Source organism: Colwellia sp. BRX10-3, from assembly GCF_014077505.1.
Classification (GTDB): domain Bacteria; phylum Pseudomonadota; class Gammaproteobacteria; order Enterobacterales; family Alteromonadaceae; genus Cognaticolwellia.
Genome location: NZ_JACGWA010000003.1, coordinates 260,245 through 275,423 on the forward strand (window position 1 = coordinate 260,245; position 15,179 = coordinate 275,423).

The 15,179-nt window shown below is 37.1% G+C and carries 16 protein-coding genes; 1 reads left to right on the forward strand and 15 read right to left on the reverse strand.

Translation table 11 applies throughout. The features are described 5' to 3' along the window. Positions 1 to 22 precede the first annotated feature (22 nt). Positions 23 to 2,815, forward strand: coding sequence for an XrtA/PEP-CTERM system TPR-repeat protein PrsT (prsT, locus tag H4J38_RS07900; RefSeq protein ID WP_182131149.1), 2,793 nt, complete (start codon positions 23 to 25; stop codon positions 2,813 to 2,815). Positions 2,816 to 3,203: 388 nt separating this feature from the next. Here the strand turns inward: prsT and H4J38_RS07905 are convergent, their stop codons facing one another. The 15 genes from H4J38_RS07905 to H4J38_RS07975 form a co-directional block, all read right to left on the reverse strand. Continuing rightward, positions 3,204 to 3,410, reverse strand: a complete 207-nt coding sequence (locus H4J38_RS07905) for a DUF1653 domain-containing protein (RefSeq protein ID WP_182131151.1) — start codon at positions 3,408 to 3,410, stop codon at positions 3,204 to 3,206. Between the two features lie 16 nt (positions 3,411 to 3,426). Further along, on the reverse strand, positions 3,427 to 3,897 hold the full coding sequence (moaE, locus tag H4J38_RS07910) for a molybdopterin synthase catalytic subunit MoaE (RefSeq protein ID WP_182131153.1): 471 nt from the start codon (positions 3,895 to 3,897) through the stop codon (positions 3,427 to 3,429). A gap of 1 nt (position 3,898) precedes the next feature. Further along, positions 3,899 to 4,147 carry a molybdopterin synthase sulfur carrier subunit gene (gene moaD, locus H4J38_RS07915; protein WP_182131284.1) on the reverse strand — a complete coding sequence of 83 codons (249 nt, stop codon included), beginning with the start codon at positions 4,145 to 4,147 and terminating at the stop codon, positions 3,899 to 3,901. 11 nt (positions 4,148 to 4,158) lie between these two features. After that, the gene (gene moaC, locus H4J38_RS07920) at positions 4,159 to 4,650 is read right to left on the reverse strand and encodes a cyclic pyranopterin monophosphate synthase MoaC (protein WP_182131155.1); all 492 of its coding nucleotides are present in this window, start codon (positions 4,648 to 4,650) and stop codon (positions 4,159 to 4,161) included. Between the two features lie 137 nt (positions 4,651 to 4,787). Then, positions 4,788 to 5,009, reverse strand: a complete 222-nt coding sequence (locus H4J38_RS07925; RefSeq protein WP_259365442.1) for a transposase — start codon at positions 5,007 to 5,009, stop codon at positions 4,788 to 4,790. A 474-nt stretch (positions 5,010 to 5,483) separates the two neighbouring features. Beyond that, entirely contained in the window at positions 5,484 to 6,461 is a 978-nt protein-coding gene (locus H4J38_RS07930) for a lipopolysaccharide assembly protein LapB (protein WP_182131157.1), read from the reverse strand. Positions 6,462 to 6,463: 2 nt separating this feature from the next. Further along, entirely contained in the window at positions 6,464 to 7,435 is a 972-nt protein-coding gene (locus H4J38_RS07935; RefSeq protein ID WP_182131159.1) for a type II secretion system F family protein, read from the reverse strand. A gap of 3 nt (positions 7,436 to 7,438) precedes the next feature. Continuing rightward, positions 7,439 to 8,407 (reverse strand): type II secretion system F family protein, encoded by a 969-nt coding sequence (locus H4J38_RS07940; RefSeq protein ID WP_182131161.1) that lies wholly within the window; start codon positions 8,405 to 8,407, stop codon positions 7,439 to 7,441. Between the two features lie 11 nt (positions 8,408 to 8,418). Then, positions 8,419 to 9,744 (reverse strand): CpaF family protein, encoded by a 1,326-nt coding sequence (locus H4J38_RS07945; protein WP_182131163.1) that lies wholly within the window; start codon positions 9,742 to 9,744, stop codon positions 8,419 to 8,421. Further along, entirely contained in the window at positions 9,716 to 10,984 is a 1,269-nt protein-coding gene (locus H4J38_RS07950; protein ID WP_182131165.1) for an AAA family ATPase, read from the reverse strand. The genes H4J38_RS07945 and H4J38_RS07950 overlap by 29 nt, the downstream gene beginning before the upstream one ends. A gap of 98 nt (positions 10,985 to 11,082) precedes the next feature. Beyond that, complete coding sequence (locus H4J38_RS07955; RefSeq protein WP_310733455.1) at positions 11,083 to 11,538, reverse strand: TadE/TadG family type IV pilus assembly protein; 456 nt, start codon at positions 11,536 to 11,538, stop codon at positions 11,083 to 11,085. 56 nt (positions 11,539 to 11,594) lie between these two features. Next, the gene (locus H4J38_RS07960) at positions 11,595 to 12,053 is read right to left on the reverse strand and encodes a TadE family protein (protein ID WP_182131169.1); all 459 of its coding nucleotides are present in this window, start codon (positions 12,051 to 12,053) and stop codon (positions 11,595 to 11,597) included. Positions 12,054 to 12,062: 9 nt separating this feature from the next. Continuing rightward, entirely contained in the window at positions 12,063 to 13,364 is a 1,302-nt protein-coding gene (locus H4J38_RS07965; RefSeq protein WP_182131171.1) for a Tad domain-containing protein, read from the reverse strand. Between the two features lie 11 nt (positions 13,365 to 13,375). Next, entirely contained in the window at positions 13,376 to 13,702 is a 327-nt protein-coding gene (locus H4J38_RS07970; protein ID WP_259365443.1) for a hypothetical protein, read from the reverse strand. Positions 13,703 to 13,704: 2 nt separating this feature from the next. After that, entirely contained in the window at positions 13,705 to 15,168 is a 1,464-nt protein-coding gene (locus tag H4J38_RS07975) for a type II and III secretion system protein family protein (protein ID WP_182131173.1), read from the reverse strand. Positions 15,169 to 15,179: the final 11 nt, after the last annotated feature.

The following is a 15,179-nucleotide window of genomic DNA, read 5'->3' on the forward strand; positions in this document are numbered from 1 at the left end:
AATTTTTAAATTTGAAAGTGATATGACATTACTAACTAGATATTTTATTTTATTTTTTACTTGCACCACTTTTGTTTTTACCTCTTTAGCCAGTAATGCTTCTGAAATTTTTGAATTGGCAGATAAAAAATTTAATCAGCATCAATACGATGAAGCTAAAATCCACTTAAAAAACCTCCTAAAAGACCAGCCAAATAATATACCTGCGCGCTTTTTGATGGTCGAGTTACTCTTGGCTGTTGAACAAGCAGCATTAGCACAAACTGAATTAAATATTATTGAAGGGCTTGGTGGTGATTATAAAAAAATTACCTTGCTACGCAGTAAAACGCTATTAATGCAAAATAAATACAATGAAATACTGAGTATATTTGAAGATAATTATATTGACCAAATTTATGCTGCAAAAATGTATGTATTAAAAGGTTTAGCTCACTTAGGATTAAGGCAGTTATTGTTATCAGAAGAGGCGTTTAATCAGGCATTAAGTCTAAATGTTAGTAATTTAGATGCTATCCTAGGTTTGGCTCAGCTTAAAGTAAATCGATTTCAATATGAAGAAGCGAATACGTTAGTTGAACAGGTATTAGCTACGCCATTTCCACCAGAAAAAGCATGGTTTTTAAAGGCGACTGTAGAGCAGAATCTTGGTAATTACGACAAAGCGTTAGTTAATATTAATCGTGTTTTGTTAGAAAATTCAGAAGATGTCAACGCATTAATATTAAGAGCAACATTATTATTTGAGTTGCAAAATTACAGTACCGCGAACAAAGATGCTTTACAGATATTAAATAAAGTACCTAATGAACCGCGCGCAAAATTTATTCAGGCGGCAATTGCCGTTAAAGATAATGATGAAGAAAGTAGTAAGCAATTAATTGAAGAAATTGCGCAAACATTATCGAAAATATCAAAAGAAGATTTACGCTCTAGTCCTTCATACTTGTACTTAGCAGGGGTTATTTTTTACCAACAGAATCAGTATGAACTCGCGAAAGAGTATTTTAATCAGTACCTAGAAATAGATGATTTTAATGTTAGTGCTAAAATACTATTAGCTCAAATATCAATGAGGCAAGGAGATTTTGAAGGTGCAAAAAGCCAATTGGTTAAAGCGAATATTCAACATGGCGATAAGGGGCAAATTCTAACTTTGTTAGGTGTTTGTTATCTTGAATTACAACAGTATGAGTCAGCCTTAGCTTATTTTAAACAAGTTAAATCTATACAACCTACAGCCAGCGTTGATCTTCAGTTAGCAAAGGCTTATTTATCGCTTAAGCAAACTGCTACTGCGATACAGTTGTTAACAGAAGGCGATTTTACTGGTGAACAGCAAGTGCTTGCCGGCTTATTACTCGTTAAATCTTACTTGCAAGCAGGTAAAGCAGAACAAGCAATAAAAGTAGCTAAAAACCTTAGTTTATTACAACCTGAAAATCCAGAATTTCATCACCACTTAGGTTTTGTTTATCAGTCGGTTGGTAGTTTTGAGCAAGCAAAATTACAGTTTCAAAAAGCACTTAAATTAAATCATTTACATGTTAAATCAATTATCAGCCTAGCCCAGGTCACAAGTACAATGGGGCAACCCGACAAAGGTTTGTTGCAGTTGCAAAGCGCGTTAGTGCAATTACCTAACGATATAGATATATTGAAAGCCCTTGCAAACCATTTTGAACGCATGGGGGAAGATAGTAATGCTACGCTTACTTACGAAAAGGCTTTAAAACAAGATCCTAGTAGTGAAGTGTTGATGATCAATTATGCATCAAGCTTAGCCAAACAAGGCGCTTATGATGATGCAATTGAGGCGATTAAGGCATTTATTCTTTCTCACGAGAAAACTGACAAAATTTACTTATTGTTGGGACATTTATATCTGAATACGAAACAAGTGCAATTAGCAATTGAAAGCTACCGAGATGCACTTAAGTTTGATGGCAACAAATCACAAGTATATTTTTATATTGCAAAAGCAAATCAACGTGTTAGAAGGTTCTCCGATACGGTTGCCGCTTATCAAAAATCTATTGCTTGGGCTCCAACCTCTTTAGGGCCTATGTTAGCGCTAGCAAGTTATTTAAATCAGGAGTCACGTTATAACGAAGCTATTGTCGTGTTATTAGCGTTTGATGGCGGCGCTAAAACATCAGATCGTTTTTATAGTGTATTAGCGCATACTTATTTTCTTAACAAAGAGTATGAAAAAGCTAAAGACACTTATTTAAAAATTAAACAGTCGCAGCAGATAAGTACCATATCGGGCTTAGCCTTGGTTTATCAGGCTATAAACCAGCAGAAAAAAGCAATAGCACTGATTGAATCAGCATTAAGTACTGATACTAATAATTTATTATTACTTAGTACATTAGCTGAAATATATATGAAGAATAAACAATGGTTAAAAGCAGAAGAAATTTACGTTCAAATACTTAAATTAGATGAAGACCAACCTATGTGGCTTAATAATGCTGCCTACATTGCGATGTCACAATTGAAGTTTGGTAAAGCAAAAGAGTTCGCGACTCGTTCTTTGGCGTTAGTCGACGATGCCCCTGATTCACTTGATACCCTAGGGTGGATATATTATTTAACAAATGAGTATGTTCAAGCGCTGCCTCTACTGCGTAAAGCACTCGCTATCGATTCTTCAAATGTCGAAATTAAATATCATATGGCGTTAACACTAAAAGCACTTGGTCAAGACAAAGAAGCCTTTAACTTATTGCGCGAAGTAGTAAATAGCCAAAATGACTTTACAGATAAAAACCAAGCGTTAGAAACGCTTGAACTTTGGGGGAAATCTTAATTTATAGCAATTAAATTAGTGATTAAGGCTAAGTTTGGGGGTATTCAATGGAACAGCCATTAGTTTAAGACAAAACTGACAGAGTATCTGTTAATTTTTATTTTAAGGATTATAGCTAGTCGATAACAAAATGGCGTTTGTGATAAGCGCCTTTTTTCGGATTAAAAATTTTCTGCTACCTAGTTAACCTCAGTTAGGGATAAGCAAAGCTACTCAACAAGCTATTGGATATGCAGACCTGTCTTGATAAACACTAAACTATCAATGTTGAGCGATAGAGATAGAATTATTTTTCTCATACTACCTCAGAATATTGATATTAAATGCTATTTTCTTATGAAATTGTTCGTAAGCTCTGCAGCTTTTTGCCAATAGAGGGGGGAATTAACTAATCAACATATTGGAAACGTTTTATCTGCTTACCATCTCTTTCAATGGTTTCATCAAACATAGTCAGTGGCCTAACCCAAATCGCTCGTTCACCATATTCAGGTTGATAAACAACCATAGCTTCTTTTGTTTCGCTGTGTGTTGCTATATTTAGTACTTGGTAAAAATTACCTTTGAAATGTTGATAACGTCCGGTTTTTAGCATGAATATCTCAATATTGTTAGTTGGTTTGTTCGTTTGTTAGCTTTTTCGACCATTGTTGTGAAACTTCATTATCGCTGATTTTGGCGTCTAACCATTTACTGCCTTGCGTGGTGAGCTCTTTTTTCCAAAATGGTGCTTTGGTTTTCAAAAAGTCGATAAGAAACTCGCAAGCGGCAAAGGCAGCTTTGCGATGTGGGCTGGTTACACCAATAAATACAATTTGTTCACCAAGCTTTAAATCGCCAACCCGATGTATAATGGTCACTTTATTCAGTGGCCAATGTTCACGCGCTTCAGCCTCTATGTTATTTAATACTTTTTCTGTCATGCCAGGGTAGTGCTCTAAAGATAAACCTTGCACACCAAGCCCTTCGTTAAAGTCTCTGACTTTTCCGACAAAAGTGACTACGGCGCCATCTTGGTGGTCATTAGCGAGTTTTTGATATTCATCGGCAACGACAAAATCGTTTTGTTGTACGTAAATCATATTAGCCGCCAGTAACTGGAGGGAAAAAGGCAACTTCATCACCATCATTAACGCTATGTGACCAGTCAGTGATCTGCTGATTAACAGCAACAAGTAAACTGTCAGCGGCCATAACTTTAGCCCATAAATCATCGGTTTCAGCGAGTTGCTGACGAATGTTGTCTGTGGTCATATCTTCGGTTACAGATATTTGTATGCTATCTGTTGATAATTGTTCGCGAAGGCGGGCAAAAAATAATACTTTTATCATCATAAACTCCTTTATTTCGTTGCAGGATTGTGAAAATAGCTTCCAGATTTACCACCCTGTTTTTCACGTAAATGAATATTAGTAATTATCATGTCTTTTTGTACGGCTTTGCACATGTCGTAAATGGTAAGTGCTGCGGTTGAAGCTGCGGTTAATGCTTCCATTTCTACACCTGTTTTACCGGAGAGTTTACAAAGCGCGGTGATTTTTACGCGATTTATATCTGGCTCTGCAACTATATCAACCTCAATTTTTGTTAGCATAAGTGGGTGACAAAGCGGTATTAGTTCACTGGTTTTTTTTGCCGCCATAATGCCAGCAATTCTTGCGGTAGCAAAAACATCACCTTTGTGGTGCTTTCCTTCAACAATCATCGCTAAAGTTTGCGCTGACATTTCAATGTAGGCTTGAGCAATAGCAGTACGCTCAGTAACTTTTTTTTCAGTAACGTCTACCATATGGGCATCGCCATCGGCATTAATATGAGTGAACTCGTTGCTCATCAATAAATAATCTCTTCATGGTTAGCTATTCAGCTTTTTGTAAATACACCGTTTATATTACATTATCTTAGCGCTTACTTAGAGGTTTAAATTAAGAAAGTTGATTTAGCATTACGCAGATATGACGAAAGTATTTATTAAATTTCATTATCAACGGGAACGAATTGTTCATCGCTAGCAACACCTAATGTGAGTATTTGTTGCCCCATAACACACTGGCCCGTTAAATAGTCGAAGCGGCTTGAAACACCTGGCATCTTTTTTCCGCGCCTTATTTTTACGGTATCATCAATCACAAACACATTTAATCTGTTATTGGGCTTGGTTTTAAGGTCCTTTTTCGCGGTGACTAATTGCAACTTTAGCCAATCAAGGTCTTCTCGGTTGAGTAAATCATATAGTGCACCTTTTTTAGTCGCAGAAAAGCATTAATAATGCATACCGAGAAAACATGGCTACTGAATCTACCTTTAACCAAACCAAAAGCATTAAAAGGTAGACGACTTAATTCACTGGCGTGCCAGAGCGTTTGGTGAACTTTACTTGGTGTAGCATGGCTTTAAACCAAGCGCCTTCAATGCCGAGCTGAAAGTATTATCAATATTGACTTTAGATTGTTCGAGTAAGTCAGCGGTTAACGATGGTAAATTAAGTTTTGCTGTGGCAGAATTTATTTGATGTCTCTTGTGTTTTTTTACTTTATCTAGACAACAAGTATTTTACCATATAGAGGCATCAACATTATTTAAATCAGAGTGTTAACTAAGTTGCTGCTCTATTTTTTAATCCCGTAACTTGAGTGTTAACAACTAGCCAACTTGAAACCAATGTTCTTATAACGGGGGTTGTAATGCTGTATCATATGTATTCTCAGCACTTAAATATATCTGAACATTTTCTAAGTTAATATTACCTTTTTCAAAATAGGATGGAGAATATTCAATAGCCGTTTGGAAAAAATATTCCGCCTCTTTATATCTGCCATCTAACATTAAAAAGTAACCGATATCATTGTACGCTTCAGCATGTGTCATCACTTGTTTAAATAGTTGTACCGCTTTATTGTATTGACCATTACGTACATAAATTAGCCCTAAATTTAATTTCGCCCGCTCAAAGTTGGAATCAGCATCAAGTGCTTTTTTATAATAGTTTTTTGCGACAGTGTAATTATTTATTAAATAGAAGGAATACCCTAAATTAGTGTAAACTAGCGCAGAATTTTTCTGCGTTTTTAACAGCAAGTAAAAAATTTTTTGAGCATACTCATGTCGGCTATCGAGATCGTTAATTACCGCATAAACGTTGTAGGCCAACAGTGGTGACTGTTGGTCAAGCTCTATAAAACTCGTTGAAACATTAGTATTGTGCAGTCGCTGCTGATCTAACATGACAGTGCGCTTAAGAAATGATCTCGCCTTATCCATATTTTTTCTTTCTAAATAATAAATCCCCATTTGAGCTAAGGCTGGAATATAGTCTGGATCAACCTCTAATGCTTTATTAAAGGCACGAATGGCTAAGTCAGTGTTATGCAGCTTATTTTGTAAACTTCCAATTTTGTATAATATTTCTGTATCTTTTCCATCCATTTCCAGTACTTGAATATAATTAAAAATAGCCTTTTCAAATTGATTATTATTCTCTTCATTTTTTGCTATTGTCATTAATTCAGCTTTAGACTGTATTACATTTTTGGACTTTGCATGTAAATCACTTTGACTAGATGTACTTGTACAACCTGACGCCGCTAAAGAAAATAGCAAAAACATACTTATGTTAACTAAATATTTTTTAATAAAATTTTTCATAATTAAAAAGCCTTTTCCCAAACATTCATTACTTTCAATACTGCAGGACCTATCGCAACAATAAAGAAAGATGGCCAAATACAAAACATCATAGGAAAAATCATTTTTACGCCTAATTTAGCGGCATTCTCCTCTGCTGCCTGTAAACGTTTATCACGATACTCTTCTGCATAAACACGAATGGTTTCGGCAACACCGGTACCTAATTTCAGACTTTGAACTATCACTGAATTTAAGCCCCTGATATCTTCTAAACCTGTTCGGTCACTAAACTCTTGCAACGCTTGCTGCATCGAAAGTCCAACACGCACTTTACTACAGACTAAACCTATTTCATGGGCCAAGGAGGGGTGAACAAATTCAAGTTCACTCTTAACACGTTGAAACGCTTCTAATAAACCTAAACCTGCTTCACAACAAACAATCAGTAAATCAAGAGCATCAGGAAAAAATTTACGCAGGCTTTGCATACGTTTTTTAGCGAGCTTATGTAAAACCAACGCTGGCAGTATATAGCTCAAACCCATGATGAGAGCAAACAAATAAATGGTCACTAGCTGTGATAAACCGGAAAATAATTGGACGATTACAGTTGATATCACTATACCTAAAAATAATGATATTAATTTAATGGCATTAAATATTTTTAAGGAGTTTTCCGAGTGAAATCCCGCATGAATTAATGTTTTTTTAGTTTCCATATCACCAGAGAAACTACTGTGAATGAATGGAATATGATTTAATTTATTTAGGTTATGTTCAAGTGTTGAAGAATAATCCTCATAATTAGCTGTTGATGGTTGCTTTGTAAGCTTATCTATTTGCATCCGGACGGGTGAGTATATACCTGAAAACAAATAATAACAGGTAATTGCTAGGGTAACTCCTGCACTTGCTGCGACCAAATATATAACCCATTTTACCATTTCTTGATCTGAGATAAAGCTCGAGAGTAACCCTTGTAAATAGTCCATGCTTTATACCTCTATTTGGATCAGTTTATTAATCCACCAAATACCCACCAACATACCTGCTCCCCCCCACTTAAGCAGGTTTAATCCTGCTGGAGTAGAAGTTAGTTCAGAGACATAGCTAGGTGAAGATAAGTACAATACAGCAAAAAGTACAAAAGGCATCAACACAAGAACCCAACCCGAAAGGCGCCCCTCGGCAGACAAGGTTTTAATCTTCCTCTTAAAGGTAAACCTTTGACGTATAACTTTCGATAATTTATCTATGTTCTCGGCAAGATTTCCGCCTGTTGATTTTTGTATTGCTACCACACTAGAAAAAGCCATCGCCGAAGTACTTGGTACACGCTTAACAAAGTTGAGCAATGCTGTTTTTGTGTCATTACCAAAATTAATTCGGTTAAACAATATTTTAAATTCATCAGCTAAATGACCATCCATTTCTTCAAAAACAAGTTTTATTGCATCACTAAAAGCATAACCCGCTTGAAGACCTCTTTTAAGTACGTCCATTGCCTCAGGAAATTGCTCTTCAATTTTTTCCATTCGATTATTCATATCTCGATTTAATTTGATATGAAACCCTAACAAAATTAAAAACAAACACAGTAGGCTAAATAACCCGTCATGACTCAACAACCAAATAACAATACCACTGACAATACTGACAACTAACGCAATAGCTAAGTATTGATGACCTAACAACTTAGAGCCCGATAGTTCCATTTTATAGGTCAAATCTGAAACCCAAGATAAAGACTCAAGCCATCGTCGAAAAGGAGGTAATTTCCTCACCTTACTATTGAGTAACAGGTTTTTTTCAATATTTTTATCTTTTAGTGCCAGAGAAAGTAAGTGTTTTTTTAATTGCTTGGTGTCTGCACGTTGTGGGCTATAAACCGAAACAAACAAAGTTTGAGACAAAAGCACTACTGCGGCAAATACCAAAAGTAAAAAGATTAGTTGAGGACTCATGATCGCTCCTATTAAAAATCCATGGCTGATACATCGATCCCAAACAACTTATGGGGTAATTCAATACCTTTAGTGGATAATTGTTGATGAAATAGTGGTATAACCCCAGTGGCTTCATACTGTCCTATGACTTCTCCTTGGGCACCTCTATTTTTACGCCGAAAGGTAAAAATTTCAGACATGGTAATGACATCGCCCTCCATGCCGGTAACCTCTTGAATACTGGTAATACGGCGACAACCATCTTCTTGGCGTTGTAGTTGGACTACCACATCTATCGCAGATGAAATTTGTGCTCTAATGTTATGTATGGGCATTTCAAAGCCTCCCATACAAATCATATTTTCAAGACGACCTAACGCATCTCTTGGATTATTCGCATGTAAAGTAGTTAATGACCCCTCATGTCCAGTATTCATCGCAGCTAACATATCTATGGCTTCTGCCCCCCTAACTTCTCCAATAACAATACGGTCTGGGCGCATTCTTAAACAGTTCTTTACTAGATCACGTTGTGATATTTCACCTTTACCTTCTATGTTCGCTGGGCGAGTTTCTAAACGTACTATATGAGGTTGCTGAAGTTGTAATTCAGCAGAATCTTCTATCGTTATAATGCGTTCATCACTAGGAATATAGCTTGATAAAATATTGAGTAATGTGGTTTTACCACTACCCGTACCACCTGAAATAAGCACATTAAGTTTACCAATAACAACGGCTTCTATTAATTTCCCCATCTCGGCATTCATCGTTCCATAATCAATAAGTTGCTCTGCCGATAATTTATCAACGGTAAAGCGACGAATAGATAACGAGGGACCATCTAAAGCCAACGGCGGAATAATGGCATTTACTCGACTGCCATCTTTTAGCCGAGCATCAACCATAGGTGATGATTCATCAACTCGACGACCCACATTAGATACGATACGGTCAATGATATTAAGCAGATGTTTATCATCATAAAACTGCACTTTAACCTTTTCCAATTTCCCTTGGCGTTCTACATAAATACTGTCGAAACGATTAACCAAAATATCAGCAATCGTTGGATCATCTAAGAGCGTTTCTAACGGACCAAGACCTAATATTTCATCGATAATCAACTTAATTAATATCTGACGAACATTTAAATTCATCGGTCTAGGTAATTCGCTTAACAAACTGCAGCATAGATCGGTAATATGTCTTTTGGCCACTTCGTGTTCCATAGTTTCCAATACAGACAAATCTAATAAGGTCAGTATTTTTCCAAAAATATCTTGTTTGGTTTGCATATCGTCGCTTGTTAAAATACTAAAAGGATCATCTGCTTTCATATCTAATAAAGTCATGTGCCTTCCTTAAAATGTTACTGAAAAAACCTGCTTTTTCAACAGCTATATCAACAGGGAAAATTTGTTCAATAATGCAACAAATATCTTTATGAATAATTTTATTATCAGATAACTTTGATAATGGAGAACCTAAATCAGTACAAGAACTCGCCAATTGATAATTATTGCTCACACAAAAAATGTCATTGATGGCTAGTACATTTTTGATATCATCAAGCGTAATATTAGTGACTTGTTTTGAATGACGATTAACAATGATTTTTATCAAAGATTTATTGATACCCATCCTGTCGGTAAGTTGGTGAATAAGCGCTTTTGTTTCCCTAAGGCTGACAATATTTTGTTGAACAACAATCAAAATTTGACTTGATAATAAAACTAATGGCAGCGTGAGAACGTCTAAACCTCGAGAGAGATCAGCTAACACAAGATCATGATTCAGTTTGATTTTCCAAAGTAATTGTTCTAAATGAACGAAGTTTTTATTTTGCTCACTATCCAGTTGTGCGTAGGTTTTACTTGTAAGTAAACTCAAGTTTTTTCGTTTGGTCATCATTGACTTTATCGCGGTATTATCCAGACTTTCAATGTCATTTAATGCATCATTTAAAAAGTAATCGGCTTTAAAATTAAGCGAGTCTGCTAGTGAACCGTAATGAAGATCTGCATCAAGGAGAACAATTTCATCTTGGCAAAGATCGGCGGTAATCTCCCCTAAACATCCGCTAATAAAACTTGCACCAGAGCCAGATTTCCCATTAATAATACTGATTATAGGAGCCACTTTTTTTTGTTTTAATATTTTATTAGCGCAAACTGTCAAGGTATTAACTAACTCCTGCTCAACCGTTGCTAAGGTGATCACGTCCTGAACATTAAATTGCATAGCGGTTCGTATGACATCATGTTCAATGTCATCACCCAAAAGTAAAGTGGGTATATGCTCTTTAGCCAATTGTTCAATGACTATTTTAATGTTGGTGCTATCTTTACCCATAGCTAACATAACTAGGTCAAACTGACTGAACTGCTTGGGTAATTGTTTACTAAATTCAATGTGTAAGTTATTAATTAAAGAAAATTGATTCGCTAGCGCAAATTTTGTGTCATCTGAAGTACAAATGACCAATGCATTAATATGAAGAGGTAAACTTTGTTTTTTTGTGATAACTTCCTCTTGTTCTAGCGGCTTACTATCTGGTAAGTCAATAATATTACTGATTTTTTTTATGCTCATATGATTTCCTTAAATGCATTTTTTTGTTAATCCTTAACCACTTGTTATCATTTATCAACCTCCTTAATATTGCCTAAACAACTGGCATTATTAATAGCCTAGGGTGATGACGTGGGTAAACATAAAGTAGTTTTTTCTCGTGTCACGCCTAAACTCTCTCTAGGAAGTGTGGTGGCAAACTTTGGGGAGTCAAGTGTTATAAAAAGACCAGGAATAATAAGCTGGTGTTCATATTTATCAATTTCAGCCCTAACCAATTTGATATCATTTAAATCGTCAGCAGCATCAACCACACTGCCATCAAGCCGTAAATAACTTATTTTCAGGTTTGACCAAGTTAATCCTGGCGCTAGGGTAATATTGTCAAACATTGCAGCTCTTCGCATCGGCTCATAAGCACTTATAGTGGCAGTATCAAAATAACAAACCGTGGCCAAACGAGCCCCACGCCTTGATGCTTCGGTGAGTACATTCCAAACAAAAAATAATCGACCAACTTCGAACACAGCAAATAAGAGAATAAAAAACAAGCCACCAACAATGGCAAATTCCACCGTATATACCCCTCGTTGCTTGTTAAAATTAATTGATTTATTTAGAGGAAACATAATCACAGAGCCCTCATGGTGTAAGTTGATACCAGTGGAAAACTCAAATCGATATCGTTACCTAGACCAAATGTTGTGAACGTTTGTGAAAATATAGGTTGCCAATCATAATTCACGGTAACAACAATAAAGTCGCCACTAATCGCTAAGCTAATATCCTCATCACTAAGGTTAGGAAATAAAGCATTCGCGCTTGAAATTTGCCCAAATTGAATTAGGCTCTTAACTTCTGCAGAAACACTGTCTTTTATCGTAATATTGCCGGTATCACCAAACTTGACGTTACTACTTAAATGACGGCTAGCATCTCGAACTGTTTTGTTTAGCGCATTATACTGGTAGAGCAAACGACCAAATTCAGCACTAGCAAAAATTAGTAGTAATAAAAAAGGTAATACTAGGGTAAATTCTATTGCAGCTAAACCTTGTTGTTTTTTAAAGTGAGTGCCTATATTTTTCATAATAAACTCCTAAGAATCCTTACTGCCGGGGACATGGTATAGCACCATTTTATATGGCCCTGGTGTATCCGCAGCCTCCAGTGAGGCATCTCCCCCCCCAGGGCAATCAAAAAGAAACTCACCAACAACATACGACTCTTGACCTTTTTGCTCTACCGATTGCGTTAAGAAAAAGCAACCCACGCCTAAAAAATCAATATTATTAGCGCCATTGGATTCACCCGTGCAATCACCTATAACAACATTCATGATACGCCGTCCCGCTGTTGCATTTGTGCGCTTAATATCTCCCGTTAGTGGTGAAGTACAACTCTTGTCAGCCGTCCCGACATTATCAGTAACATAAGTTGCAGCACGATAAGCATTATGTATGTCTTCGGCGACAAGTGAACCATCATCATTGATATTAACTTTAGCCCCCTGACAAATGTTCTCATCTCTGGGATGATCTATTGAGTTTACTGGACCATTCCACGTACCCATTCGAGTATTAATACCTTGTGCAACAGGACCGACAGAGTTTCCTGGTTCAGTTGGCACCGAGGCATTATCAACACCTGTGCTAAAACAGGTCTTAGCTATATTTTCTTCTCCGGCCATTGCCGTGCGAATATCCGCACCACCGGAATTATTTTCAAGACGAATGAGTTGAAAATTGCCAGCACCAATAGCAGAGTCAGTATTTGAACCTATTTTCATCACGTATAAACTATTGTGTATTAAGCCAAAAGGGGAGGTATCACTTGAGCCACAAACCATCATAGGCACTAAATTGGTAAAACAATTTCTTATGGCTGTACTTGGACCTGCCATCGCGGTGGCTGAAATGCGTTTATTAAAACTGAAAACATTTGCCAAGAAGTTATCAAGACTAAGCTGGCTAAGTGAAACTTTGACATAGGGCGCATCTATGTCGGTGCCCGCTACAGCAAAGGGATCAGGGAATTCAGAATATTCTATCGTTAAAACGGCGGTGCTATTATCATCGGTATCACCTAAATCTATAGCGCGCGCTAATTCAGATTGATCTGAATGTGTAAGGTTAATATTCAGTAAATTGACCGCAGCAGCCGAGGCATCAGCGCGTGTAGCGCCTTGATCTATTTCTTTTGCTGCATGCAATGCGGCGGCGTCAACTAAATTTTGTAATCTACCTTTGTTTAATAATAAATGTCCTCCATCTAACGCCAGTGACGCCATAATAAGAAGGACCAGCAAACTGATAACAAAAAGCACTAACACATTACCCGATTGATACCTGAGCGGTTTCCTAATGTTATTGTTTTTAACTAAATAATAAGCTCTCAACATGATGAAGTACCTTATTGACCAGTTAGTACCATTTGACGAGAAGACTTCATGTCATAAATACTTCTTTGGTACTTTTTGACAACGTTTTTGCCATAGGTACCATCCAAAGTCGCCATAATGCCGTCATTACGCTCAGGAGCATTAGGATCAAGTATTTGAACTTGTTTAATCTGTTTATTCGAGGCAGCCAAAATATAATCTGGCTGCTGTGCACAACCTAAAGCCAATAAACAAGTAAACGTTAGCAGGGCATACTTTACTAAAGACTTTACCACTATCGCTTTACTTGCTAATGCATTGGTTACTAAAAAATTAGTCACTAAGCTATTAATTTTCATCATCAATCCTCACTAGGTTTTAATTGATGGCCATAACGCTGATTAGTACCACCATCATTGGTTAAAATAGTATCGCTAACACTCATCTCTTGATTAGGAGATCCCCTTGATTGAGACGTTTTTTGTTCAGTCATTTTACCAAGTAGGTAAAACTCGAGATCAGAAACAGGCACAAAACCATCGGTTGGTAGAACAATGCCTTTTTTATTGAAAGGTCTGACTAAACGCGGCGTTACCATAATAACCAGTTCAGTTTGCCCGCTGATGAACTCATGACTGCTAAATAATTGCCCTAATATAGGTAAATCTCCTAAACCGGGCAGTTTATTAACACTATCGCGCAGGGTATCGCTTAACAAACCACCAATGGCAATGGTTTGACCATCGGCAAGTTCCACCGTAGTTTCAGAGGTTCTTTTAACAATAGACGGCACCACTAAGGTTGAGGTTGAACCTTGCGGCGTTACCCCAACGCCATGAGAGTTGCTTAACTCGCTAACGAGCACTTTAAGGTTAAGATTGATCTTACCCGAGTCTAAAATAGTTGGTACAAAACTGACGCCAACACCGAAATCTTTAAATTGTATGGTTGTACCGTCCTCACTAGGAACAGGAACAGGAAACTCCCCACCCGCTAAAAACTCTGCCTTTTGACCACTTAAAGCGGTAATGTTAGGCTCTGCTAGTATTTTGGCTAAACCATTTTGTTTGGCTACATCTAAGGCAAAATCAAACTGCATATCGCCACTGGTCAACGAGCCAAAAAAACCGCTACTCAGGCTTGCGCCACCAGCCGCGCCTATACCATTGATAATACCGCCAGTACCATCTGAGCCACTAAAAGTTAACGACATTTTTGAATCAAATTTACGTGATACCTCTGTGCTTACCTCAGCAACAGTTACTTCTAACATCACTTGATGACCACCACCTATGGAGATCATATTCAATACTTCACTGCTTCTTTTACCAACAGATGCCGCCTCAGCATAACCTCGCGCTAATTCAACCGCTGTATTCATTTTCTCTAATGACGATGTTTGCCCGCTGATCACCAACTGACCTTGAGAGGTTTGTACGCTAAGCTCATCATCGGGCATAAAATGATGCAATCGCTGGCGCAGGCTTACTAAGTCATGGGTCACTTCTAGGTTAATTACATCGACTAACTTATCTTCTTCGTCCCAGACCATTACGTTGGTTGTGCCGAGCTTTTTACCAACAATATAAAGCTCTTTAGCCCGTAATATCAAAATATCTGCAATTTGCTCATTACCAATAGAAACACGGCTAACAGTTTGTTTTATTGTTAAATTTTTCGATTTAAAAATAGGTACCTTAAAAACATCTGAGACAACGCTGGTTGGCCCGCCAGCTGCTACAGTATTAACTATGAGTAGTTGTGCCATTACCAACAACAAAGACAAACTGATAAAGACCTTCTTGTTATGTATTCCTGTTTTCATGACCATATCCT